The organism is Pseudomonas sp. 32A, assembly GCF_052682255.1.
In genome coordinates, this window is sequence record NZ_JBQYLY010000001.1 from 6,214,100 (window position 1) to 6,237,744 (window position 23,645).

At 62.8% G+C, this 23,645-nt stretch carries 20 protein-coding genes; 3 read left to right on the forward strand and 17 right to left on the reverse strand.

Features of this window, described 5'->3' with window-relative positions; all coding sequences use genetic code 11:
• Positions 1 to 7: 7 nt before the first annotated feature.
• Positions 8 to 394, reverse strand: a complete 387-nt coding sequence (locus tag ACUN0G_RS28635; protein ID WP_178904123.1) for an ectoine synthase — start codon at positions 392 to 394, stop codon at positions 8 to 10.
• Positions 395 to 640: 246 nt separating this feature from the next.
• On the opposite strand from ACUN0G_RS28635, the gene ACUN0G_RS28640 reads away from it, so the two are divergent.
• The gene (locus ACUN0G_RS28640; protein ID WP_076013385.1) at positions 641 to 1,348 is read left to right on the forward strand and encodes a winged helix-turn-helix domain-containing protein; all 708 of its coding nucleotides are present in this window, start codon (positions 641 to 643) and stop codon (positions 1,346 to 1,348) included.
• Positions 1,349 to 2,626, forward strand: coding sequence for an ATP-binding protein (locus ACUN0G_RS28645; protein WP_445574988.1), 1,278 nt, complete (start codon positions 1,349 to 1,351; stop codon positions 2,624 to 2,626). It abuts the gene before it with no gap.
• Positions 2,627 to 2,758: 132 nt separating this feature from the next.
• On the opposite strand, the gene ACUN0G_RS28650 is transcribed toward ACUN0G_RS28645, so the two are convergent.
• From ACUN0G_RS28650 to ACUN0G_RS28660, 3 genes are all read right to left on the reverse strand, one after another.
• Positions 2,759 to 3,562 (reverse strand): MipA/OmpV family protein, encoded by an 804-nt coding sequence (locus ACUN0G_RS28650; RefSeq protein WP_445574989.1) that lies wholly within the window; start codon positions 3,560 to 3,562, stop codon positions 2,759 to 2,761.
• A 6-nt stretch (positions 3,563 to 3,568) separates the two neighbouring features.
• Complete coding sequence (locus tag ACUN0G_RS28655; protein WP_445574990.1) at positions 3,569 to 5,392, reverse strand: serine hydrolase domain-containing protein; 1,824 nt, start codon at positions 5,390 to 5,392, stop codon at positions 3,569 to 3,571.
• Positions 5,393 to 5,510: 118 nt separating this feature from the next.
• Positions 5,511 to 7,763: a tetratricopeptide repeat protein gene (locus ACUN0G_RS28660; protein WP_445574991.1), complete on the reverse strand. Its 2,253-nt coding sequence runs from the start codon at positions 7,761 to 7,763 to the stop codon at positions 5,511 to 5,513.
• A gap of 195 nt (positions 7,764 to 7,958) precedes the next feature.
• Here ACUN0G_RS28660 and ACUN0G_RS28665 point away from each other — a divergent pair, with 195 nt between their 5' ends.
• Positions 7,959 to 8,627, forward strand: a complete 669-nt coding sequence (locus ACUN0G_RS28665; RefSeq protein WP_445574992.1) for a DUF3313 domain-containing protein — start codon at positions 7,959 to 7,961, stop codon at positions 8,625 to 8,627.
• A gap of 45 nt (positions 8,628 to 8,672) precedes the next feature.
• On the opposite strand, the gene ACUN0G_RS28670 is transcribed toward ACUN0G_RS28665, so the two are convergent.
• The 13 genes from ACUN0G_RS28670 to ACUN0G_RS28730 all read right to left on the reverse strand — a co-directional run bounded on the left by ACUN0G_RS28670 (position 8,673) and on the right by ACUN0G_RS28730 (position 23,639).
• Entirely contained in the window at positions 8,673 to 11,165 is a 2,493-nt protein-coding gene (locus ACUN0G_RS28670; protein ID WP_445574993.1) for a fused MFS/spermidine synthase, read from the reverse strand.
• 221 nt (positions 11,166 to 11,386) lie between these two features.
• Positions 11,387 to 12,973 carry an arylsulfatase gene (locus ACUN0G_RS28675; protein WP_445574994.1) on the reverse strand — a complete coding sequence of 529 codons (1,587 nt, stop codon included), beginning with the start codon at positions 12,971 to 12,973 and terminating at the stop codon, positions 11,387 to 11,389.
• A 76-nt stretch (positions 12,974 to 13,049) separates the two neighbouring features.
• Entirely contained in the window at positions 13,050 to 14,051 is a 1,002-nt protein-coding gene (locus ACUN0G_RS28680; protein ID WP_445574995.1) for an HAD family hydrolase, read from the reverse strand.
• Positions 14,048 to 15,097 (reverse strand): hypothetical protein, encoded by a 1,050-nt coding sequence (locus ACUN0G_RS28685; protein WP_445574996.1) that lies wholly within the window; start codon positions 15,095 to 15,097, stop codon positions 14,048 to 14,050. The genes ACUN0G_RS28680 and ACUN0G_RS28685 overlap by 4 nt, the downstream gene beginning before the upstream one ends.
• Positions 15,094 to 16,593 (reverse strand): VWA domain-containing protein, encoded by a 1,500-nt coding sequence (locus tag ACUN0G_RS28690; RefSeq protein WP_445574997.1) that lies wholly within the window; start codon positions 16,591 to 16,593, stop codon positions 15,094 to 15,096. Before ACUN0G_RS28690 ends, ACUN0G_RS28685 begins: the two co-directional genes overlap by 4 nt.
• Positions 16,574 to 17,581, reverse strand: a complete 1,008-nt coding sequence (locus tag ACUN0G_RS28695; RefSeq protein ID WP_445574998.1) for a vWA domain-containing protein — start codon at positions 17,579 to 17,581, stop codon at positions 16,574 to 16,576. Before ACUN0G_RS28695 ends, ACUN0G_RS28690 begins: the two co-directional genes overlap by 20 nt.
• A complete protein-coding gene (locus ACUN0G_RS28700; protein ID WP_445574999.1) occupies positions 17,568 to 18,035 on the reverse strand; it encodes a DUF4381 domain-containing protein in 468 nt (155 codons plus the stop codon). Before ACUN0G_RS28700 ends, ACUN0G_RS28695 begins: the two co-directional genes overlap by 14 nt.
• Entirely contained in the window at positions 18,032 to 18,955 is a 924-nt protein-coding gene (locus ACUN0G_RS28705) for a DUF58 domain-containing protein (protein WP_445575000.1), read from the reverse strand. Before ACUN0G_RS28705 ends, ACUN0G_RS28700 begins: the two co-directional genes overlap by 4 nt.
• Positions 18,952 to 19,926 carry an AAA family ATPase gene (locus tag ACUN0G_RS28710; RefSeq protein ID WP_445575001.1) on the reverse strand — a complete coding sequence of 325 codons (975 nt, stop codon included), beginning with the start codon at positions 19,924 to 19,926 and terminating at the stop codon, positions 18,952 to 18,954. Before ACUN0G_RS28710 ends, ACUN0G_RS28705 begins: the two co-directional genes overlap by 4 nt.
• A gap of 24 nt (positions 19,927 to 19,950) precedes the next feature.
• Positions 19,951 to 20,496 (reverse strand): hypothetical protein, encoded by a 546-nt coding sequence (locus ACUN0G_RS28715; protein WP_445575002.1) that lies wholly within the window; start codon positions 20,494 to 20,496, stop codon positions 19,951 to 19,953.
• The gene (locus ACUN0G_RS28720; RefSeq protein ID WP_421553528.1) at positions 20,493 to 21,242 is read right to left on the reverse strand and encodes a DUF2092 domain-containing protein; all 750 of its coding nucleotides are present in this window, start codon (positions 21,240 to 21,242) and stop codon (positions 20,493 to 20,495) included. The genes ACUN0G_RS28715 and ACUN0G_RS28720 overlap by 4 nt, the downstream gene beginning before the upstream one ends.
• Positions 21,243 to 21,274: 32 nt before the next feature.
• A complete protein-coding gene (locus tag ACUN0G_RS28725) occupies positions 21,275 to 22,180 on the reverse strand; it encodes a transporter (RefSeq protein ID WP_445575003.1) in 906 nt (301 codons plus the stop codon).
• Between the two features lie 58 nt (positions 22,181 to 22,238).
• Entirely contained in the window at positions 22,239 to 23,639 is a 1,401-nt protein-coding gene (locus tag ACUN0G_RS28730; RefSeq protein ID WP_445575004.1) for a DUF1254 domain-containing protein, read from the reverse strand.
• Positions 23,640 to 23,645: the final 6 nt, after the last annotated feature.

Genomic DNA, 23,645 nt, shown 5'->3' on the forward strand with positions numbered 1-23,645 from the left:
ATCGTCGTCAGTAGCCTGAGCCGGATGTATCCGTGAGATTGTGGCGCTCATCGCCCTTGAGCGGCGGGTTGAATACGCTGACCAGCACCAGGTCCTGATCCTTTCCGCCCCTTAGATAATGGCAGTCGTGTTGGTCCAGCGCATAGATATCACCGGGGCGGATCGGGTAGACATTGCCGTCCATATCTTCGACCTCACCCTCACCGGCGATGCAGTAGCAAGCCTCCAGATGATTACGGTATTGCAGCAGCGACTCAGTGCCGGCGCGTACGACGGTGTGGCAGACGGTATAACCCATCCCGTCCTTTTCCGTCAGCAGCCGATGGCTGGTGCCGGCGCCCCATTCGACAAAGTGCGCGGTGTTTTCTATGTCTGATTTATGACGAACGAACATGATCCTCTCCCGCTATGTAGGTGAAGGGCCATGATTCTCTTGTGCGTGTGGCGTTGTCATCAGCGACACTTCCGAAAAGCGTGTGGGGCGCGCCTGTCGGACGGTGCCGAGTTAAAGACTGCGGTGAAACTGTTAAAAACTCTTAAAAGCATGAAGCTTCGTCGGCCAGTGATGGCCAGCTGCTTTAGTCTGCCTGCTTGCCCCCTATAATGCCCACACTTCAACCCGCGCGTGCACTGGAATTTTATGGATAACTTGGGTCTCGGCAAGGTCTTGCTCGTGGAGGACGATCAGAAGCTGGCAGGGCTGATCGCCCATTTCCTGTCCCAGCATGGCTTCGAGGTGCTGGCCGTGCACCGTGGCGACCTGGCGCTGGCGGCCTTCCTGGAGTTCAAGCCCAAGATCGTCGTGCTCGACCTGATGCTGCCCGGCCAGAGCGGCCTGCATGTGTGTCGCGAAATTCGTAATGTGTCCGACACGCCGATCGTGATTCTCACCGCCAAGGAAGACGACCTGGACCATATCCTCGGCCTGGAGTCCGGCGCCGACGACTACGTGATCAAGCCGATCAAGCCGCCCGTGCTGCTGGCCCGCCTGCGTGCCCTGCAACGCCGCCAGACGCCGGAACCCACAGTGCGCGGCGCCCTTGAGTTCGGCCGGCTGACCATCGATCGCAGTTGCCGGGTGGTAAGCCTGGGCGGCGAGAAGATCGACCTGACCACCATGGAATTCGAACTGCTGTGGCTGCTGGCCAGCGCCGCCGGGAAAATCCTCTCCCGCGATGACATCCTCAACCGCATGCGTGGGATTGCCTTTGACGGGCTCAATCGCAGCGTCGACGTGTACATCAGCAAGCTGCGCGGCAAGCTCAATGACAACCCCCGGGAACCGGTGTGCATCAAGACTATCTGGGGCAAGGGTTACCTGTTCAATCCGTTCGCCTGGGAGATTTAGATGTTAAGGCTGTTTCTGCGTCTGTATGTCATCCTGGCCATTGGTTTGGCGGGGGCGATCTGGCTGGTGAACTACACCTTCGATGAGCTGCTGCCGGAGGCCAACGAAACCTATAACCGCGAAGCCCTGCGCGGCCCGGCCTATGGGCTGCTGGAACAATTGCGGCCGGTGACCGGTGAAGCGCGGGCTGCACGCCTGGCGGAGTTGCAACCGCACTATGGGCTGCGCCTGGCGCTGGTGCAGCAGGACACTCTGAAACTGACCAAACGTGAACAGCAACTACTGGCCGGTGGCGAGTTGGTGGTGCGCGGCGATTTCATGGAATTCATCGCCAACATCGACGGCGGCAAGCAGTTGCTGGAAATCAAGCTGCCGGAAGAGCCCAAGTGGCTCTACCTGTGGGCGTATGGCTTCCTTGGCGCGTGCCTGGCGATCGTGCTGTATTTCTGGGTGCGCCCGCATTGGCGCGACCTGGAGCACATTCGTCTGGCAGCCCAGCGCTTTGGTGACAACGACCTGGGCTCGCGCATCCTGCTGCCGCGCCGCTCCACCGTGCGTGAGCTGGCGGGGCACTTCAACCAGATGGCCGAGCGCATCGAAAGCCTGATCGCCAATCAGCGCGAGCTGACCAACGCGGTCTCCCACGAACTGCGCACACCGATTGCGCGGCTGTCGTTTGAACTCGACCAGCTCAAGCAACAGGCCGACCCACGGGAGAGCCGCGCGCTGATCGCCGACATGTACGCCGACCTCGGCGAGCTGGAAGAAATGGTCTCGGAACTGTTGACCTACGCCAGCCTGGAGCGCGGCGCCACGCAGATCACTCGGGAAAGCATCGAGGCCCACAGCTGGCTCGACAGCGTCATCGGCAGCGTCGCCCTGGAGGCCGAGGCGGCCGGGGTGCAGTTGCTGCTGCGCACCTGTGAAGTCGATTACATCCGCATCGAGCCGCGCTTTATGGCGCGGGCGGTGATCAACCTGTTGCGCAATGCGATTCGCTACGCCGACCGACGTGTGGAAGTGTCGCTGGTGAAGTTTGGTGCCGGCTATGAAGTGCGGGTGAATGACGATGGGCCGGGGGTGCCGATGGAAGGGCGGGCGAAGATTTTCGAACCGTTCCTGCGCCTGGACGCCAGCCGCGACCGCCGCACCGGTGGCTTTGGCCTCGGGTTGGCGCTGGTGCAGCGGGTGAGCCAGTGGCATGGCGGGCAGGTTGAAGTGCTGGATTCGGAGTGGGGCGGGGCGTCGTTTCGGATGACCTGGGCGTATGCCGAGTAGCTATCTCGAAGGCTGTGAAGATCAAATGTGGGAGCTGGCTTGCCTGCGATAGCATCACCCGGGTCTAACTGAAAGACCGAGGTGCCTGTATCGCAGGCAAGCCAGCTCCCACATTTTGATTGGGTTACCAAGTTAGAACGTGTACTCGAGCATCCCCATCACCGACGTCTGCAACCGCCGCTCCACAATCGGGCTCTGCCCGGCCTTATCCGCCAGATATTGCACATCCAGCAGTGTCGAAAACTGGGTGTGCTCACTGATCGGCAAACTCCACACCAGGTTCATCCCGTTGCTGATATTGCCGCCGCTGGCTTTGTAGGCCTTGAAGCGGCTGCGTGCGGCCTGGCCGGTGGTGACGCCGTACCAGGTCTGCAGGTAGTTGCTGTCGCCAAAATGGCTGCTGAGGCTGGCGTCCAGCGAACCGTAGTCGCCGTCATACAGGTTGGTGCCCAGGCTCAGCTCCAGATGGGTGAAGGCCTTGCCGGAATCCTTGTGGTCATCTTCTTCGAGCGCATGTTCCAGGGTGGCGCCGACAATCACACCGCCCAGGTTATAGCTGCCACTCACGCCCACCTGGGCGCGGGTCTTGATTTCGCCCATGCCCTTGAGTTTCTTCGAACCCGGGCGGCCGCTCTTGCTTTCATCCTTGCGATTGCCACTGGCGCCGACGTAGGCGCTGAAGCTCGCCCCGCCGCCTTCATAACCCCAACCCAGGCCCTTGTCGGTGTCGAGGAAAACGCCCCACGGGCTGACGATGGCCGCCCCCAGCACCGGCGTGGTCACCCGCTCGTCGCTGCCGCTGTAGCGGGGCAGGTTGGCCACGCCGGCCTTGAGGGTGTATTCCCAGTCGTCGGCCAGCAGGGTGTCGGCGCTGGCCAGCAGGCACAGCGAAGTCAGGGACAGGCAAAGGTGTTTTGAGCGCATGATGGTCTTCATGTGAGGTCAGAGACTCAAGGGGTTGTGGGGAGAATCGGTACGTTTGAACTGGTAGCCGGAGGCACTCAGGCCATTGATCTGGCGGCTCACGGTGTCCCCCAGGCCATAGCCGTTGCCGGCCAGTACCGCGTGAGCGTTGTCCACGGGCAGCAGGATGTAGTCGGTCAGCGGCTCGTCGTGCAGTTGGCCGCGAATCACCAGAAAGCCGTTTTCCAGGCGCACGCTGATGCCGCTCAAGGGCGCGTCGGGTTCGTGGGTGTTGAGCACTTGATAGGTGCCGATGGTGTCGGCCCACGCAGTGCTCAGTGGGGTCTGTTCGATGCGTTCGCCCACCGGCACACGTTGGCCGTGACTGCGGGCGGTGAGCATCTGGCGGCCTTGCACCGTCACCACATCCAACTGCACGCGGCCCAGTTCACCCAGGTCCTTGAGCCAGAAGCCAAGGAGTTTCTGCTGCGCCCGCAGCCAGCCCTGGCCGTCACGCAGCAGTTCGAAACGGGTGTCGGCCAACTCGCCATACAACTGACCGTTTTCGTCCTTGATACGGAAAATGCCCCAGGCCGTGGCGTAGAAACCCGCCAGGCGCTTGCGGTCGATGGCGGCGGGCACCTGGCGGATTTTCAGGCCGTGGGCCGGCTGTTGGCAGTCGTCGGAACACACCGGGTCGCCGGTCTGGGCCTGAAGCATCAGGCGCAGGGTGTCGGTGGTCAGGGGCGCCACCATCTCTTCGGCGCTGCTGTCGTTGGCCATCACAATAACGGCCAGTTGCTGGTCCGGCAGCATCGTCAGTTGTGCGGCGAAATCATCCCCGCCACCGCTGTGCTGGAAGGTGCGTATCCCGGGGCCGACCGGCTCATCACCACAGGGCGCGAGAAACCACCCCAGGCCCATCTGGCAATCGAAGTCCAGGGCATTCCCGGTATTTTGCTGGGTGAACATTTCGTCAATCGACTGGCTGCTCACCACCTGTTTGTCTTTGTAGCGGCCTCGGGCAAAGAGCATTCGCACATAGTGGCTGAGGTCTTTGGGGCTCGCCCACAAGCCAGCGGCGGCGAGGTCACGCACCTGGGCGTCGGGGCTGACGGTACCGTTTTCATAACCCAGGGCCCGGAAGCTCAGTTGCGCGCCGGTGCCGACGAAGCTCGACTGGTTCATCTCCAAGGGCTTGAGCAGGCTGCCTTGCAGGCGGTTTTCAAAGTCTTGGCCGCTGCTGCGCTCAATGGCGGCCCCGACCAGGGCGTAGCCGAGGTTGGAATACGCCACTTGGGTGCCCGGCGGAGTGCTCAGCCAAACGCCCGAAATACGCATCGGCATCTGGCCCATGGCGAAGGTGTTGCGCACATCCCGCAGGTGTTCACTGGGCAGGCCCGACTGGTGGCTGAGCAGGCGGCGCAGGGTGATGTCGCGGTCGGCGGCGGCCTGGTCGGAATGAAAGCGCGAGCGTACGTAAAACTCCCGCAGGGTGTCCTGGATCGGGGCGTCGAGGGCCAGGCGCTGTTGCTCCACCAGTTGCAGGGCCGCGGTGGCGGTGAGCAGTTTGGAGAGGGCGCCGGCGCGGAACGCGGTGTTGGGCGTCACCGGTTTGCCCAGGGTTTTGTCGGCAACGCCGAAGCCGTGGGCCCAGATCAGTTCCTGGCCATTGACCAGGGCGATGGACAGGCCGGGTATGTTTTGCCTGGCCATTTCAACCGGAATGCGTTTTTGCAGGTAGCGGATGATTGCGCTGTAGTCGCCCTTGGGGATGGGCGGCGGGGCCGGCGGTTGGCCGTGGCAGCCGAGACTGCCCAGCAGGAAACCCAGCAGCGGAATACTGCGCAATGTGCGAAACATGAGGAGCACCCGAGGGGTGGTTTGGATGCTCGAATGCTAGGGGCGGGCCGTCCATGAGTCTTTGTGAGCTTTGTCGGGAAACTGTCAAAGACTGTTAAAGGGGCCGCTCCGAGTGGGGTTACTTCAGTGCAGGGTCTCCAGGGTTAAGCTTCTTCCACGACTGCATCACCACCTGGGCCTTGGGCTCTTTCCCGTTCTCCAGGTAGTACTGGATCAACGACAGTCGCGCATTGCGGTTATACGGTTGCACGGCTAGCAGCTTTTCAAGCTGCTCACAGGCCTGATCCACATACCCGCTGTCATGCAGCGCCACCGCCAGCACATAGTTGTATTGCGGATTCGCCGGCTCCAGCCGCGCCGCTTCACGCAGGTGCGGCATGGCTTTCGCCGTATCCCCGGCCCGAATCAACATCAACCCCTGGGTGTGTTGCAGCAGCGCCGCATCCGGGTGTTGCTTGAGGTTGTCCGCCACCAGCGTCCGTGCCTCCTGGGCACGACCGTTAGCCTCCAGCCATTGCGCCAGAGTCACCAGCGCCGGGAAGAAATCCGGATCCCGTAGCAACGCGGTGCGCAGCTGCGCTTCAACCTTGTCGCTCCGACCGCTGGCCTGGTACAGCATCGCCAGGTTGAGATTGGCTTCGGCCCGCTCCAGCAGGCTCAACTGCACAGTTTCGTATTCCGCGATCGCTTTGTCCCAGGCCGGCCCAAGGCCTTGTCCGGAGGCGCTCAACAGGTCTCGGGCGGCAATGATCCGTACCGCCAGCACCGGGTCCCGGAGCAACGGTCCATACAACGCGACCCGTTCAGGCGGCGGCAGGAACGCACTGATCGCCCGCACCGCGCTCTCACGCACTTGCGGCGCCGGGTTGGCGAGGTCCTGGGTCGCCAGTTTCAACGCCTGTTCACTCGGGTAGTTCGGCAGTTCAGCCAGCAACGTCGCGCGCTGGATCGCCGGCAGGTTGTTGCGTGCCAACTGGTCATACAGTGCCTGCGCGGCGCCCGGTTGGCCGCCACGGATCAGCACTATGCTTTCGGCGTAACGCGGTGCATGTTCGGGCTCGCTGGCACTCCAGAGCTTGAACTGCTCGCTGACCTTATCGCCGGGCCGGGGGATGCTGAAGCTGTGGTCATGCCGCAAGTCATTGCCCATGTAGAACTTGCCGGGCATGTGGCAATCGACGCAGAACGAACCCGGCTCACCGGCCGCGTGGCGGGTATGTTCGGGGGAGTCGTAGTCCTTGGCCTGCAACCCGCGACCATCCACCGTGGCCACCGCCGTTTTGCCCGCAGTGTTATGGCACTGAAGACACACACCGTTGCCCGGCGCTTTCAGCTCGGCGCTGTGAGGGTTATGGCAGTCGCTGCAGCGCACGCCCTTGTCGGCCATTTTGCTCTGGGCGAACGAGCCGTGTTCGAACACTTCATCCTTGATCTTGCCGTCCAGCGCATACAGCTCGCGGGTCAGGACGCTGGGCAGGTAATCGTCCATCAGGCGTTTGCCGACGGTATAGCCGTCCCCCAGCGGAGCGCGGCGGGCGTGGCAGCGGGCGCAGGTTTCGATCTCGACGGTGGCGTCCTTGTCTTTCAAGTCCACGGCAAAGCCCGCGTGCAGCAGATCGCCTTTTTTCGCCGCCCACGCAACATGGTTCGACGCCGGGCCATGACATGCCTGGCAGCCGACGCCCAGACTGTTCCATTGGCTGTCGAAGCTGTTTTTGGCCGCGTCGAAATTACGCTTGTAGCCGGTGGTGTGGCACTCCACGCACATGAAGTTGGCGTTCTGGCTGGGCTTGCTCCAGTGCAGCGGGTTCTTGAAGTTCACACCCTGGCCTGGGTAGAGGTGAAACCAGCGGTTTTTTTGCGTATCCCAGGCCACGCCCAGGGCTTGCAGGCGCCCGTCACCGACCTCGATCAGGTATTGCTGCAACGGTGCGATGCCGAAGGTATAGGCGACCTTGAAGTCCGTGGCCTTGCCGTCGGCACCGGGTGTGTTGACCCAGAATTCATCGCCCCGGCGCGAGAAACGAGTGGTCTCACCCTCGCTGCTGAAGGAAGCATTGTTGAAGTCGGCCGGAACCGTCTCGGGAGTGGCGAGCTGCATCGCCAACTGGTGGTGCGAGCCTTGCCAGTCCTTGACCTGGGCCTGGTGACAGCCTTGGCACTGCTGCTCGTCGACCATTCTTGCCGGCGGCACCACGGCCACCGGCGTGACCACGGGTGCAGGCGTCGCCACCGGCAGCTTGGGGGTGCTGGCCTGGAGGAAAAACCAGATCCCGGCCATGGCCAACAGCAACAGGGCGATCACTACGGGGTACAGGTAACGACTGGATGAATCACGGCGAGGTACGGGTTTGTTTTCAGGCTTGGGCATTACGACTTCCGATGTCCGATGCGTTGACGCTCTAGTGGCGCGCTTAAGCTCCGTGCAGCTTTGACGCTGGGCGCTTGCCTGTCAAATAGTCGCTGTGAAATACCCCACAACCTGCACCGCCTGCCGGGTTATTTTTCCAGAGTTGGCTATACCTACAGCTCAGTGTTCCTTCGATGACAGCCAAGGAGTTCGACGATGAAGCTAGGACTAATGATCGGCACGGTGTGCATTGCCTCGATCGGGGTGGTGGGATGTTCCAGCAAGGTGACGCAGCCGGACGAATACTCCGGTTTCCTCTCCGACTACAGCCACCTGAAGGAGGCCAAGTCGCCGTCAGGGGCGGAAGTGATGCGCTGGGTCGACCCCGACCTGAACCTGAGCCGCTATACCGCGGTGTACATCGAGCCCACCCAGTTCTACCCCAAGCCACAAGCCACCAGCAAGATTCCTGACAGCACCTTGCAGGGCATCAACACCTACTACAACCAGGCGCTCAAACGCGAGCTGGAAAAGTCCCTGCCACTGGCTAACGGGCCAGGCCCGGGCGTGATCGTGGTACGGGCCGCCATTACGGCAGTCAGCAGCAAGACCGAAAGCCTCAAGCCGTATGAGTACATTCCCGTCGCCTTGGTGGCCGCAGCGGTCAGCACCGGTACCGGCATTCGAGACCAGGAAACCACCCTGGGCACCGAAGCCCAATTCCTCGATGGTGGCAGCGGCAAGGTGATCGCCCAGGTCGTGCGCAAAGGCACCGGCAAGCCGTTGTCGAACGACTCCCAGGTGATGAAGGCCGATGACGTGAAAAACGTGATCGACGGCTGGGCTTCAGACCTGCATCAGTCGTACCTGAAGCTCAAACGCTGAGGTGCCGTGTCCGGGGTTTGCGCCCCGGGCCAACCGAGCGCTCAACTACTGGCCAATAAACCAGCGGTAATAAGGGTTGGCGCTGTCTTGTTGCAACACCGCCTGGATATCCCGGCCCCAGGCGGTGCGGTCGCCGTCATAGGCATGCAGGCTGGCGCGATAGAACTGCATCAGACGTTGTTGTTCGCTGTCCAGGGTCCGCGTGAACGTCGGGTCTGCATTCAGCAACGGTGCCGGCACCCGCAAATCCAGGAGCGCCGGGAGCACCCGGGTGATCTCCTTGCTGCGCACCCACGGTGCATATTCGATACGCGGCTGGTCATCGGTGACTGGCAGCGCATTGCCAGCAAAGTGCTCCAGGCCCTGACGATCGGTGACCCAGGTGGCGAGCAGGGTTGCCGCCGAATCGATGCCCACATCCCCCAGGGCGCTGCTCACGTTTGGTTGCTCAAAGCGCTGACGAATCCGCGTGGCATCCAGCTCGATGGGCTCCATGGAACCCACCAGCAGCATTTCGTGGAACTCGCTGGTCCACAACGTCGCGTAAGGGAACACGTCGAGGAAGCTGCGTACCAGTGACTGCGAGTCCTCGATGTTTTGCGTTGGCAGCGGCAGCCATTGGGCCAGCAAGCCGTTTTTCTCCAGGCGCCGGGCGGCCAGTTGGTAGAAGTCACGGGAATACAGGTTGACCACGCCGGCAGCGGAGGGCGGTGGCGGTTCGAGGGTGATCAGGTCGTAGGCCTGCGGGTTGCGCAGCAGTTCCTGGCGACCGTCCCGCAGGCGCACGTCCACCCCTGGATCACTGGCCGCGTTGAAGTTGCCCTTGAACAATGGCGCCGCCTGGATCACCGATGGCAGCAACTCGGCGACCACCCGGTGTTCCAGCCCGGGATAGCGCAGCAACGCCCCGGCGGTAATTCCGGTGCCAAAGCCGATCACCAGCGCCGAGCGGGGCTCGCCGTTATGGATCAGCAGCGGCAACAGCGCTTGGATCCGCATATAACGCAGGGACGGCATGGCGTCGCCGGTGTTGGACACGCCCTGGATATACAGGCGCTGAAAGCTGCGGGCGCCCTGGCCTTGAGTCACCACGGCGACGGTGGCGCCGCGACCTTCCTGGTAAAACGCCAGGCTCGCATGACGTGCCCCGGGCAGCAACTTGGCCAGGCGATCCACCGGGGTCAGCAGTGCCACCGCCAGTGACAGCAAACCGAGGGCGACCACCGCTTGACGCCGGCCTTTCTTGACCCCGTGGCCACGGCGCACGGCCATATACCCCACGACACCGGCGATCACCGCGAGCAAGCCCAGGGTACGTACCAGCCCGAGCCAGGGAATCAGCACAAAACCACACAACATCACCCCGACAATCCCGCCCAGGGTATTGAACGCCACTACGGCTCCGACATCCCGGCCCACGTGTTCGCTGCCCACGCTCAAGCGCAGGGCCAGAGGAAACGCCGCGCCGAGCAACAGGGTTGGCACAAACACGATGCACAGGGCGGCCACCGCAAAGCGTGCGCTCATGCCCGGCAGTTCAGCGCCGCCCAGGCTCAGCACCAGAGCTTCGGCCTGGGTTTGCAGCAGTACCAGCCAGCGGCCCAGCAGGGCGATTTCCAGCAACGCCACCAGCCCGGCGCCGGCAATCAACAGGCCGAACACGCCCCATGGATCACGGATCCGCTCGACCCGCCGGGCCATCAACTGGCTGCCGATAAACAATCCGGCCAGGTAAGTGGCGAGCACCACGGCAAACGCATAGGTGCGGGTGCTCATGAATTGCACAATGGATTGCGACCACACCACCTCGTAACCCAAGGCTACGCCGCCGGCAATGGCGTACAGCACCAGGGCCAGGCGCGCCGGTTTCGCGCCGTGGGCATGGGTGATTACCGTGGGGGTGTGATGCCGCACATACAACAGCGCGCCGACGGCACCCAGCAGGTTGAGCATCGCGGCCACCAGGGCACTGCCACGCACGCCGAACGTAGCGATCAGCACAAAGGCGGTCAGCAAGGTCCCGGCAATTGCACCGGCGGTGTTGGCCGCATACAAGCGGCCACCGGCCTGACCGAGGGCCTTGGGGTCGATGTCCAGCGAGCGCACCAGCACCGGCAAGGTGCCGCCCATCAACAGCGCCGGGATGCCCACCAGCACAAACGGCAGTAACCAGGCCAGCAGGCCGACCTGTTGTTCCAGCCAGGCAAACGGGCTGGCGGCCATGCTCAGGGCGACAGTGGCACCCACGCCGAGCACGGCGACAAGAATTTCGAGGATTGCATACAGCAGCAGCGGTCGTGACAGGCGATCCGCCCAGCGTCCGAACAGCAAGCCACCCAACGCCAGCCCGGCAAAAAACGCGCTGATGCCGGTGGTGATGGCGTACACCTCCACCCCCACGACCAGCGACAGTTGCTTGATCCACAGCACCTGATACACGAGGGCAGCCATGCCGGAGATGAACAGCAGCAGGGCAGGGATCAGCGTGGTTGAGGTGTGAGCCAGTGCGGCAGGTTTGCTGGCGGTGCGTGACGACATTGCAGATAGCCTTATGGAAATACCGATCAAAGTGTGGCGAGGGAGCTTGCTGTGGCGAGGGGGCTTGTCCCCCGTTGGGCCGCGAAGCGGCCCCCAAGCATGCGACGAGGAACTGACTGAAGCTCCGCGATTACCTTATTGGGGCTGCTGCGCAGCCCAACGGGGGACAAGCCCCCTCGCCACAGAAAAGCCCTCAAGTTCGAGGGCAAGCTCTGCACTTGTTATTGCGCCGGGTTAGCCTTCATTTTTTCCGCAATCTTCTTGTCCACGGCTTCGCGGATCTGGTCAATGCTGAAGCTGGCCGGTTTCTGGCTCGGCGGGTACTCGATGAACGTCTCGAGGAACTTCGCCGATTTGGTCACCGCCACTGCACCCAGGTAGACGTTTTTGGTGCTCCAGTCGTAGTACTGGTCAGACACCACGTCCGCCCGTTCATACGGGTCCATCCTCAGGTTGAAGATTTTCGGCACCCGCAGTTGTACGAACGGCTCGCTCCACACCCGGAAACCGCCCGGCTGGCGCTGTTCGGCGAACACCACTTTCCAGTTGTCGAAACGCACGGCTACCAGCACGCCGTCGTCGTTGAAGTAGAAGAACTCGTTACGCGCGCCCTTGGGTTGCTGGCCGGTCAGGTAGGGCAGTTGGTTGTAACCGTCCAGGTGCACCTTGAAGCTGCTGCCGCCGGTCGTCGGGGCCCAGCCCTTGAGCAGCTTGTCTTTCACGTCCGCATCACCCGCGGCGGCCAGCAAGGTAGGGAACCAGTCCATGCCCGAGACCATTTCGGTGGAAACTTCCCCAGGCTTGATCTTGCCCGGCCAGCGGATGATCGCCGGCACCCGGTACGCGCCTTCCCAGTTGGAGTTTTTCTCGTTGCGAAACGGCGTGGTTGCCGCATCCGGCCACGAGAACTGGTTCGGCCCGTTGTCGGTGGTGTAGACCACAATGGTGTTGTCGGCGATTTTCAGGTCGTCGAGGGTTTGCAGGAGTTTGCCCACATCGGCGTCGTGCTCCAGCATGCCGTCGGCGTACTCGTTGCCGGGCATGCCGCTCTGGCCCTTCATCGAGTCACGCACGTGGGTGAATACGTGCATGCGCGTGGTGTTCATCCACACGAAGAACGGCTTGTTGGCTTCGGCCTGTTTCTTGATGAACGCCTGGGCGGCGGCGGTGGTTTCGTCGTCGATGGTTTCCATGCGCTTGGCGGTCAGGGCGCCGGTGTCTTCGATCTTGCCATCGGCGAAGCTGTGGATCACACCGCGCGGGGTGTTGGCCTTGACGAACTCGGCATCATCCTTGGGCCAGTACGGGCGCTCCGGCTCTTCTTCGGCATTGAGGTGGTACAGGTTGCCGAAGAACTCATCGAACCCGTGGTTGGTGGGCAGGTATTCATCTTTGTCCCCCAGGTGGTTCTTGCCGAATTGCCCGGTGGAATAGCCCAGCCCTTTAAGCGCCTGGGCGATGGTGATATCGCGCTTTTGCAGGCCCACCGGTGCACCCGGGATGCCCACCTTGGACAGGCCAGTGCGCAACGGCGTCTGGCCCGTGATAAAGGATGAGCGCCCGGCGGTGCAGCTGTTCTCCGCGTAGTAGTCGGTGAACAGCATGCCTTCCTTGGCGATGCGGTCGATATTCGGGGTTTTGTAACCCACCACGCCCATGGAATAAGCGCTGATGTTGGTTTGCCCAATGTCATCGCCGAATATCACCAGGATATTCGGCTTGTCGGCGGCCCAGGCTGATGCCGAGACCCCCATCACCGATACCGCCACCAGGGCGAGTTTCGGCAGCCACTTGCGTAGGCGAGTCATATGACTTGCTCCTTTCTCGGCTTGAGTCGCATTGCTTGCGACCAACGTTTATTACAGTCCATCGCGACGTCTTTTCTTATTGCACCTGTTGTTGCACAGCCGGCTCGAACGGGTAGATGCGCTTCCATTCGGTTGCCATGTCCACCACGGTCCAGCCTTTTGTCCTGGCTTCATCCAGCGCCTTGTCCAGGCGTCCGATCTGAGAATTGCGGTCATAGGCCCACTCGCGCTGGGCGTCGGTGTGGTGCACCAGGCCCATGAAGCGTTTGCCCTGGCCGGCGGCTGTCCACTGGAGCATTTGCAGGTCGCCGTCGGAGTTGCCGAAGGCCAGGATCGGCCGGCGGCCAATGATCGAGTCGATGCTCTCCGGCTTGCCCGGGCCGTCATCGTTGTGGGCGAGCTTGGCGGTGCGCAGGACCTGCGGGGCGCCATCCTTGATCTGGAACGTGGTGACGAAGTTGGAGCCGATCACCTGTTCCGGTGGCACGCCGTAGACCACCTCGGCAAAGGCGCGCATGAAGGCGGTGTCCCCGCCGGAAACGATGTAGGTCTTGAATTGCTGGCTGCGCAGGTAGTCGAGCATCTCCAGCATCGGCTGGTAGATCATTTCGGTGTACGGCTTGTCGGTTTTCGGATGACGGGCCTGGGTGAGCCAGGTTTTGGCGTTGTCGATAAAGGCGTCGGTGGTGATCCCGGTATGGGTGGCGCCGATGATTTTCAGCAGGCCTTCCATGCCGCTTTGGGCCAGGGCCTGGTGATCGTTTTCGAGCACCGCCTTGAACGGCTGGGTGGTTTTCCACTCGGGATGCTGGGGGGCCAGGCGCTTGATTTCGTCGAAGGCAAACAGTACCTCGAAGTAAGCCGGCTGTTCGGTCCAGAGGGTGCCGTCGTTATCGAATACGGCGATGCGTTCGGCGGGTTTTACATAGTCCCTGGCGCCTTCGGCGGTCACGGCCTGGACGAACTCGATGATGTGTTTCTTGCTCGGTCCCTCGTTCCACGAGGGCAGTGGATCGGCCGCCAGTACAGGCAGGCTTATCAGCAGCAGAAGGGGCAAGACAGAACGGAGGGACGTCATGGGAAATCCTTTTCGCGACGGGGGTTCAGTGGTAGCAAGCGTAGCCGACGAAACCACCCGCGCAACGCCCCGCAGCCGCGTCGCCAGAAGGGTGGAACTCGTGGCCATAGGCCATGCACGAGGTACGCGGCCAGTATCAGCAGCACCAAGGCAGCGCCCCAGGCCATGCCATGCCGTGATAGCTGCCAGCGGCTGTGCTGGCCGAGCTGCTTGAGGTCCTCGGCGATGGAAAATGCCGGGCTGTAGGCGCTCGCTGCCTGCGCCTCGACGCTGACTTCCGGCACGCGCGTCACCTGCAGCCGATGGTTGCGGCTGTCCCACCATTTCACGCTGATGGCGGGCAACGTGTAGCGGCCGGCTTGCTCGACGCGGTACACCTGCCGGTCGATGCGTTGGCCGCCGCTGATGTTGCCGCGCCCATCATCCAGGTTGCTGATGACCGGTGACTGTGGGTAGCGGCGCAGGCCTTTTACCTGCGCCTGGTCGGGTGGCGGCAGGGACAGGCCGGGGGTGTTGTCGGCTTGCAGGGTGAGCGTGCGGGTGAGGGTGTCGCCGACCTTGAGCGGTGTGGTGGTGACCGTTTGGGTCAGGCGTAGCCCGTCAGCCACCAACACGGTTTCCCCAGGTTCGAAACCCGTCGGCTGGGCGGCCCGGAAGGACAGCGGTGCAGTTTGCGCACTCAACGGCGCGCTCGCCTGGCCGGGCTGGGCCTGCACGGTCAGGGCCGGAATGTTGAACGTCTGGGCCAAGGAAGGGGTGATGCGATAGCGGTAGCGCATGCCATAGAAGGTCTTGCCCTCGATCACCTGGTTCACATGCTCGGACTCACTGCCCGGCGCCTGCACCCGCGCGCCGGGCAGTTGCAGTGGCGGCAGGCTGGCGGCGGCGGTGAACCAGGTGTCGGTCAACACATCGACCTGCAATTGCACCTGCTCGCCCACCACCACGTTATTACCGGGCACCAGTTGCGCCTGCACCCGCAGTTGCGGTTCGTCCGCCCACAATGGGCCGGCGACCAGCAGCAACAGCCAGCAGAGCCGATTCATGGCTGGGCTCCCTGGTCTTGAAGGCTGAACTTGCGGCGCAAGAAGTTCGCGGGGGACGTCGTGAGGTTCTGCAACCACAAGGCGTCGTTGCTTGCCTGTTCTGTCTGGATTGCCTTGCTCTTGCCCTGGCCGGCCGCCTTGTCGAACTTGATCGCATCGGGCTTCACCTCGGGGGCGTTGTCCGAGGCGTTCTCAGTGTCTTTCTTCAGCGCCAGAGCCAGGGCCAGGTTGGCGCTGGCTTCGGGAAACTGCGGCTGTTGTTGCAACGCCCGCTGGTAGGCGGCAATGGCATCGTCGAACTTGAAACGACGCACGTGGATATTGCCGCGGTAGAACGCGGCCTGTGCGGTGTCGAGTTGGGCAAAGGTCGCCAGGGCCAGGTCGTAGTCGGCGGCATTGTAGGCGGCAATACCTTTCCAATAGGGGTCGGCAAACAGCGCGGCAGCGGCGGGGTAGTGATGGTGTTCGAAGGCCCAGCGGCCTTGTTGGTCGCGGGTGAAGAACGCGTCGGTCAGCGGGTTGGCTTCGGCGGGCGCGGGTTGCAGGAATACCCCCAGCACCAGCACTGCCATCCAGTTCAGGCTCCAGCCCCGGCGCACACTGAAAAACGCCAACAGCAACAGCGGCCAGCACAGCCAGTAACCGGCATCTTTCCATTGCAGGTTGCGCTGTTGTTCGTCGGCGTTCTGGAAGTGCTGTTGGGCATGGAGTTCGACCCAGTCCAGGTCGTCATCGTTGAGGGTCAGGCTGCCCAACGGCGCGTCGGTGGCCGAAGCGAGTTGTTTCAAGGCGTCGGCATCGAAGTTCACGCCGACCGCCAGTACCAGCACCTGTAGCGAGCTGTCCGCCAAGTGTTGCTTGAGTTGCGGCAACTGCGCGAGATCGACGCCGTCAGTGATCAGCAGCAGGCTACCGGGGGCGTTTTCTGCCGCGAGCAAACGCTTGGACTGCTCCATCACCCCAACAACATCCCGTCCGGGCTTGCTGATCAGGTCGGTGGCCAGGGCCTGGATAAAACTGTCGAGCAATGCCGGGTCGTCCGTCGGCGGCAATACCAGATGCGCGCTGCCGGCATACACCATCAACGCAGTGCGCGCGCCTTGTCGACGCTGCACCAGGTCCTGCAACTTGTGCTTGGCGGCTTGCAGGCGGGTTGGCGGCACGTCAGCGGTGTCCATCGACGGTGACAGGTCGAGGGCGATGATCAGCGGTGCGCGGTTCTCCAGGAAGTCGGGGCGGTCCTGTTCCCAGGTGGGTCCGGCGCTCGCCAGTGCGCCGAGCACCAGCAAGGCGCTGACCAGATGCACCGGCCGCAGGCGATGAGGATCCGTCGGGGTCAGCAGCAAATGCGGCAACAGCTGCGGGGCAATAGTGCCCCGCAGCCGTCGTTGCAGGTCCTTGCTGCGGCGCCACAGCAGCGGCAGCAACAGGCCAAGCAAACCCGGCAGCAGCCAGGTCGGGCGCAGGAAATGGAAGTCACTGAGGTTGAATTCCATCGCGGACCTCCCGATGGCGCAGCCCCAGGTGCGGCCACAACGCGGCGATCAGGTGATACAGCGCGAGCAGGCCGATGGCGGCCGTCAGTGGCATCCAGAACAGATCACGCTTGGGCTGGTGGCTCAGGGTTTTCACCTGATGCGGGGTGATCTGGTCGAGGGTGGCGTAGACCTGGTCCAGGGTGTCGCGGTTCTCCGCCCGGAAATACCGCCCGCCGGTGGCTTCGGCAATCTGTTGCAGCGCGCTCAGGTTGACCTTCGACTCACCTGAAGCGCCCGGGTCGCCAATGCCGATGGTATGAATCACCACGTCCTTGGCCGCTGCCATGGACGCCGCATGGTTGGGCGGAATCGCGCTGCTGGTGTCGTTGCCGTCGGTGAGCAGGATCAGCACTTTCTCTCGTTCATGGGCCTGGTCCAGCAGCTTCAGGCTCAGGCCAATGGCATCGCCAATCGCGGTGTTGGGCCCGGCCATGCCGATACCGCTGTCATCCAGCAGCAGCGACAGGCTGGCATGGTCCAGGGTCAATGGCGCCTGGGGATAGGCGCCGCTGCCAAACAGGATCAGGCCGATACGATCGTCCTTGCGGCGCTGGATAAAGCCATGCACCACCTGTTTGACGGCCGCCAGGCGGTTGATCTTCTGGCCGTTGGCGTCGGTAAAATCCTGGGTTTCCATGGACTGCGAGATGTCGATGGCCAGCATCAGGTCCCGCACCGGCTGTTGGCGTTCGATGGGTTTTTCGATCCACACCGGGCGGGCAATGGCCAGCACCAGCAGCGCCCACACCAGCAGGTTGAGCAGCAGTTGCAGGCGGTTGCTGCGAATGCCGCTGGCGGACGGCGTCTGGCCCACCGCCCGGCTGAGGCTGGCGAAAAACGGCACCCGCACGGCGCTGCGGGCTTCGCGGTATTGCGGCAGGTAACGGTAGGCGAGCCACGGCAACGGCAGGAGAAGCAGCAGCCAGGGATAATCAAGCTGCCACATGGTGATGCTCCACCCAGGCTTTGCACTGGGCCAACAGCTGTTCGCGTTGCGCGCTGGAAATATCGGTTGATCCATACGCCAGGCTCGCCAGTTGACGGCTGAAATCCTCCGGCACAGGCGTGCCGCCATGGCGCAGCAGGAACGCCTGCCAGTCAGCGCCGCTCAGGGTCGGCACGCGTTGGTGTTCTTCCGGCGCAAGGGGCATCGACAGGGCCACGCGCTTGAGCAGTTCCGGCAACTCCCGCAGGTCTTCGATCACATTGAGGCGCGCCAATGCTTCGCGACGATAGGCATTGCGCCGCCAGCGCAGCCAGGTGCGGATGCCCAGAACAACCAGGGCAACCGCGAGCAATCCCAGCAGCACCCACCAGCCCCAGGTCTGCGGCCAGTAACTGACCGGCGCAGGCAAGCCCAACTCCTTGAGCTGTTCAATGCTGGGTGTGTTGGTGTTCAACGGCGCCGGCCCAGTTCATCGCGCAATTGATCGAGCGCGGGCAGCGCCGTGCTGATCATCAACAGCGGTACCTGGCTGCGGCGTAGCAGACTGGCGACGTCCTTGAGCCGTCCGCCAAGAAAGTCGCCCAGGGGGTGGCGCACCTGGCGTTTCTGTACGGCCAGTTCGACCTGCAATTGGCCCTGGGTGACCATCAGGTGCCCGGTGTCGGGCACGTTCAGTGCCAGCGGGTCGTAGACTTGCAGGGCGATCACATCGTTGTGGGCCGACAGCTGCCGCATCAATTGCAGGGTGCGGTCGCCGGCCCCGGCGAAGTCACTGACGATGCAGATCAAATGGTCGTGCCCGGCCAGCGCCAGGCACTGTTGCAGTACCTTGTCGAGTTGGCCGTCGGCTTCGTGGTCCGGGTTGCTCGCGTTAAGCGCGGCGTTCTGTTCGACAATCCGGTTGCACAGGGTTTCGACACGCTTGCGACTGCGCAACGGCGCCACGCTGTCGATGCGCTCATCGTTGAACACCAGCCCGCCGATCCGATCGCCGGCATTGAACACCATCCATGCGGCCAGCGCGCCCAACTCGGCGGCAGACGCGGATTTGAAGCTGCGCACCGAGCCGAAGAACATCGACATGCGTTGGTCGACCACGATCAGCGCGGGGCGGTCGCGCTCTTCGGTAAAGGTGCGGATCACCGGTTTGCCTGTGCGCAGGGAGGCGCGCCAGTCCAAGTGGCGTAGGTCATCGCCGGGCTGGTAGCGCCGCAGCTCATCGAAGTTCAGGCCGCGCCCGCGCAACCGCGAGGCATGGTTGCCGGCGAGGATGCTGCCCTGTGGCTGGCGCGCGACAAAGCTCAGGCCGCGGGCCTGAAACTCCAGGGCCATCAACTGCCCCAGTGACACGTAGACCAGGCCGTCGGCGTTCATGCCGGAATCGCCACGTTGTCCAGCAGGCGGTCCAGCACTTGGTCGGCGCTGACGCCATCGGCCACCGCGTCGTAGCTCAATTGCAGGCGGTGACGCAGCACCGGATGCACCACCGTGCGCACGTTGTCCGGCGTCACAAAGGCCTGGCCTTGCAGCCAGGCATCGGCGCGGGCCGCGCGGTCCAGGCCGATGCCGCCACGGGGGCTGGCGCCAAGGCTGATCCAGCGCGCCAGGTCGGCATCGTAGTCGGCGGGATGGCGGGTGGCGTTGATCAGGTCGATCAGGTAGCGGTCGATGGCGGGTGACACCTGGATCGCGCTGACTTCTTTACGGGCGGCGAAGATCACTTCGGGGGCGAGGGTGAAGCCTTGGGTGGTTGCGGCGGCGGCGTGCTGTTCTTCTTCGCGCAGCAGGCGCAGCACCTGGCTTTCATTTTCGGCGCTGGGGTAATCCAGCAGGACTTTCATCAGGAACCGGTCCATCTGTGCTTCCGGCAGTGGGTAAGTGCCTTCCTGTTCGATGGGGTTCTGGGTGGCGACCACGATAAACAACTCGGGCAGCGGATGACTGGCGCCGGCCACGGTGATCTGGCGCTCTTCCATGGCTTCCAGCAAAGCCGCCTGGACCTTGGCCGGGGCGCGGTTGATTTCATCGGCGAGGATCAGGTTGCCGAACAAGGGGCCTGGCTGGAAGCGGATCTGATGCTGGCCGTCCACCTGGTGCAGCACCTCGGCGCCGGTGATGTCCGAGGGCAGCAGGTCGGGGGTGAACTGAATACGGCTCATCTTCGCGTCCAGGTGTCGGGCCAGGGCTTTGACCGTGCGGGTCTTGGCCAACCCGGGCAGGCTTTCCAGCAGCAAGTGACCGTTGGCCAAAAGGCCGATGAGGATCTGGCGGATGACCTGATCCTGGCCCAGCACGCTTTCGGCGATGCTGGCTTGCAGGGCGGTTAAATCGTTGAGCGCTGTCATCACAATCCTCCTTGAAACAGCGGGTCACCAGGGCGCGGCGACCACGATGTACTGCACGGAACTGCCGACGTATTGCGGCTGGTACCAGGTAGGGCCGCAATGCTGATAGGCCACGCCATTGGCGACCACCGAGACACAGTCCACCGGCACCGTGGTGACGCGGGTACCGATGGCGAGGACGGTCGCCGTGGTCGCGCCGATCACGGCGGCGGTGGCCCACGGGTGGTACCAGTCATCCCCGTGGGGCGGCGGAGGGGGTGGCGGTGGTGGAGGAGGCGGCATCGGGTATGGATGCGGTCCCGGTTGTGGTCCCGGCCCAGGATACGGATGCGGACCAGGCCCGGGGTGTGGCCCAGGCTGCGGGTGCGGCTCCGGGTGTGGAGGCATCGGCCGGGGTGCCGGCATCGGGTGCGGCGCGGGCATGGGAGGGCGGTAACCGCCACCGCCGCCATGGGGCACCACAAACGTCCGTGCGCCACCACCGCCCCGCAACTGCCAGGCCTGGGCAGCCAGCGGATCGAACAGCGTCAGCAGCAAACTCGCGGTCAACACCGCCGCCGTGCGTTTCATGGCTGTTCTCCCTGAGGCTCCAACTGTTGCAGGGGCACTGCGCGGGCACCGGCCGGAGGCGTGAACTCAAAGTCGGCAGGTTTGGGCGGGCTGTTGAGTTGCCACAGGTAATTGACGCTGTGCCTTGGGTGTTCGGCGGTGTCCCGGCGGCTGATCACCAGCCGGCAGGGCAGTGGCTGCGAGCCTTGGCGAACCCACAATTGCCAGTCGATATCCGGCTGGCGGTAGGCGTAGTGGGTGCAGGTCTGGCCGTCGATGGTTTCACTGCCGATCAGCACGGCGTTGCTGATGCCCACCTCCTTGGCGGTGCCGGGGTTCCAGCGGAACAGGTCGGCCAGGGGCAGTTCGATGCCGTAACGTTCGCTCAACTGATCGAGCAACCCACCGATATTCGCTGGTGCCGCCTGGTTGGCGAAGTAGCCGCTGCGGCTGTCGTACAGGGTAAAACGTTGACCGTTGTAGAACAGGCTGCGGCGCGAACCGTCGCTTTCCACCGAGACTTGCAGCTTGTCTGGCTGCATGGCCGCAAGGCGCGTCTGATGGCTGAATTCGATGGTCTGGCCGTTATCCAACACTTGGTCGGTATGGCTGTGGGCATCGATGCGAAACTGCTGCAGGCTGCGCAGGTAGCCGCCCATCTGTTCCAGGGCGGTGAGGGCCTTGGGTTCCAGTTCGTCGGCCAAAACGGTGTGGGGGGTGAGCAGCACGCCGGTCAGCACTGCACGTGCGAGAAGAATACGAGACATGGCGCACTCCGTTCATTCCGTGAAGGCGGCTCTCACCAGACGTACTGCAGGCGGAACGTCCAGGTGTTCACATCGGGTGAACCGGTGCGCTCGGAGACCGTGTCGTTATAGGCGATCAGGCCGCCAAACTGGGGTGACAACATAAAGCCCAGGCTGGCGCCCAGGAGGCCGTTTTCCTGTTTGTTGTCTTGCCAGTCGCCATCGATCCTGCTTTCGCCGCCGCGGTTGTAGGTGGCGTCCAGCGAGACCCAGAGTGCGCGGTTGATGGTGTAGCTGTAGTGACCCTCAATGGCATACAGCGGCTTTTGTTCCAGCTTGCTGTCGCCGTGGTAATCCTTGTTGTCGCCGAACAGCGACACGTAGGTGTTGATTTCCAGCCAGGTCGGGCCAATCGGAGTGCCGAAGCCCAGTTCGGGCTTGAACACCCAGCGGTTGGAGCCGATGTTGATGATGCGGTCTTTATCGTAGTCACCGGTGGGCATGGTCACCCACAGGGCGCCGGTGAGGAACGTCTCGGGTTTCCAGCTGGCGAACTCCTCGGCGGTCAGTGCCGGGCCACCGAAGATGTTATGGGCGAACACAATCTGCGTGTCGCCCATACCACCGTTGCGCTTGGTACCGCTGAAAAACTGGGCGTTGTCGAATGACGCCGAAACGTCGGCGTAAGGCTGGATAAACTGGATGGCGCTGTTGCGCCCGTCGATGCCGAATGAACGGGCGTAGCGGAACAGGTAGAGATCGGCATCCAACGACAGGCCGTTGATGGGCAATGTCGTGTCGATCGGGGTGTTGGTGTCGACCCGGTTGTAGTAGCCGAACACCATATTCATATCCGTCGGGGTGTTTTGCCAATCCCTGGCATTGTCGGCAAACCCTATCCCTGGCATCAGTGCCAGTGTGGCAGCGGTAAACGCACTCAGTTGACTACGTGAAACCATGGCTCTACTCCTTGTAAATGCCTGATGTCAGGGTGCAGCGGTGCTACTTGATCAGGCGCTATTTGATCGGTGTGAGCGGTGGCAGCTTCCATTGGCCGTTACCCACTTCAGGCTTGGGCAGGTAAATGCGCAATACGGCGTAGAACGGGCCGGGCGGTGCGGGCAGCCAGTTGCTTTGTTCGGCTTTCGGTGGCTCGTGGTGCGCCACCAACAGCGTCAGGCCGCCATCGGCGTCGAGTTTGAAGTTGGGCAACATCCGCGAGTTGAGCAGGTAGCGCTTCTTCAGGTTCGGCACCAGCAGTTTGGTCTTGGCGTCGTACATGGTCAGCGACCAGAACGCATCAGCCGGTGGCAATTGGTCTTTGGCGAAATGCAGGGTGTAGCTGTGCCGTGCGCCGTTGGCGGGCTTGCCGTCGCTGTCGATGAAGTAGCTCATATAGGCCGCTTCATCGGTGGAGTTGCCGAAGATGCCCATGTTGGCGCCAGCGTAGCGGTACAGGTAATTGTTCTGCAGGTGATCGCGGCTGCCGAACAGGTCACCGCTGGTTACCTGGTGCGTGTCGACCTTGTCTTTCTTGAACGCTGCAAACTCAGCCTTGCCGTCGGCGATCCCGTCTTCCAGGGCCTTGCGTTGTTCAACCGTCAGGGCCTTGAGGTCAAACGGTTTGCCGGCCTCGACGCCGATCTTGGCAAAACGTGCGAGCAGCTCTTTCTCACTGTCCTGAGGCGCTGCATAGCCCAGCATGAAGTTCAGGTAGCGGAACAGGTGCACGCTGTCGCTCATGGTGGGGGTGGGCTTGGGCCAGGCGATTTTCGGCGGCTTGATCGGTTTCGGCTGGTTCACGTAATTGCTGAGGGTCTGGACCTTGTAGCCGCTCTGGATCTGCTTGACCTTGGCGAGGTCCTTCTCATCGAACAGTTGCGTACGGTACAGCGCATACGCGATGTTGCTTTCGCTGTACACCACGCGGTCGATATTGGTCGGCTGCTGACCTTTCCAGTCAGGGCCGGCGATCATGTAATGGCCGCCGTTGTTGCCGGTGCTGCGGGTGCCCAGGTAGCCGAAGTTCTGGGTATAGAGGTCGATCAACTGCACCGAGTAATAGCGGTTGTCTTCGATCTTCGGCAGGGTCAGCACCACCGGCTCGGCGCGCAGGTCCAGCCAGACGAAGGAGTAGGGCGTGTCCGAATTCGGTGTAACGAACGCAGTGTCCTTGGGCGTGAACACTTGCGCGGTGTTGCCGATATGGTTGAACGGCGCCTTGAAGTTCGGCCCGGTCTTGTCGACGGCTTGGGTGTAGAGGGTCTTGTACATTTCCACCACCGGGAAGCCATAGAGGTAGGCTTCCTTGGCGATGGCCCGGGCTTCACTCGGCGTGGCGGTGAAATCGGCCCAGGCGCCGGTACTCATGAAAATCGAGAGGCTCGCCAACAGCAGGCGCGTCGGAGTTCGAATCATGTTGTT

Excerpts from the sequence above, each read along its gene's own strand:
- ACUN0G_RS28635 (WP_178904123.1), bottom strand. The coding sequence starts at position 394 with ATGTTCGTTCGTCATAAATCAGACATAGAAAACACCGCGCACTTTGTC.
- ACUN0G_RS28640 (WP_076013385.1), top strand. The coding sequence starts at position 641 with ATGGATAACTTGGGTCTCGGCAAGGTCTTGCTCGTGGAGGACGATCAG.
- ACUN0G_RS28645 (WP_445574988.1), top strand. The coding sequence starts at position 1,349 with ATGTTAAGGCTGTTTCTGCGTCTGTATGTCATCCTGGCCATTGGTTTG.
- ACUN0G_RS28650 (WP_445574989.1), bottom strand. The coding sequence starts at position 3,562 with ATGAAGACCATCATGCGCTCAAAACACCTTTGCCTGTCCCTGACTTCG.
- ACUN0G_RS28655 (WP_445574990.1), bottom strand. The coding sequence starts at position 5,392 with ATGTTTCGCACATTGCGCAGTATTCCGCTGCTGGGTTTCCTGCTGGGC.
- ACUN0G_RS28660 (WP_445574991.1), bottom strand. The coding sequence starts at position 7,763 with ATGCCCAAGCCTGAAAACAAACCCGTACCTCGCCGTGATTCATCCAGT.
- ACUN0G_RS28665 (WP_445574992.1), top strand. The coding sequence starts at position 7,959 with ATGAAGCTAGGACTAATGATCGGCACGGTGTGCATTGCCTCGATCGGG.
- ACUN0G_RS28670 (WP_445574993.1), bottom strand. The coding sequence starts at position 11,165 with ATGTCGTCACGCACCGCCAGCAAACCTGCCGCACTGGCTCACACCTCA.
- ACUN0G_RS28675 (WP_445574994.1), bottom strand. The coding sequence starts at position 12,973 with ATGACTCGCCTACGCAAGTGGCTGCCGAAACTCGCCCTGGTGGCGGTA.
- ACUN0G_RS28680 (WP_445574995.1), bottom strand. The coding sequence starts at position 14,051 with ATGACGTCCCTCCGTTCTGTCTTGCCCCTTCTGCTGCTGATAAGCCTG.
- ACUN0G_RS28685 (WP_445574996.1), bottom strand. The coding sequence starts at position 15,097 with ATGAATCGGCTCTGCTGGCTGTTGCTGCTGGTCGCCGGCCCATTGTGG.
- ACUN0G_RS28690 (WP_445574997.1), bottom strand. The coding sequence starts at position 16,593 with ATGGAATTCAACCTCAGTGACTTCCATTTCCTGCGCCCGACCTGGCTG.
- ACUN0G_RS28695 (WP_445574998.1), bottom strand. The coding sequence starts at position 17,581 with ATGTGGCAGCTTGATTATCCCTGGCTGCTGCTTCTCCTGCCGTTGCCG.
- ACUN0G_RS28705 (WP_445575000.1), bottom strand. The coding sequence starts at position 18,955 with ATGAACGCCGACGGCCTGGTCTACGTGTCACTGGGGCAGTTGATGGCC.
- ACUN0G_RS28710 (WP_445575001.1), bottom strand. The coding sequence starts at position 19,926 with ATGACAGCGCTCAACGATTTAACCGCCCTGCAAGCCAGCATCGCCGAA.
- ACUN0G_RS28715 (WP_445575002.1), bottom strand. The coding sequence starts at position 20,496 with ATGAAACGCACGGCGGCGGTGTTGACCGCGAGTTTGCTGCTGACGCTG.
- ACUN0G_RS28720 (WP_421553528.1), bottom strand. The coding sequence starts at position 21,242 with ATGTCTCGTATTCTTCTCGCACGTGCAGTGCTGACCGGCGTGCTGCTC.
- ACUN0G_RS28725 (WP_445575003.1), bottom strand. The coding sequence starts at position 22,180 with ATGGTTTCACGTAGTCAACTGAGTGCGTTTACCGCTGCCACACTGGCA.
- ACUN0G_RS28730 (WP_445575004.1), bottom strand. The coding sequence starts at position 23,639 with ATGATTCGAACTCCGACGCGCCTGCTGTTGGCGAGCCTCTCGATTTTC.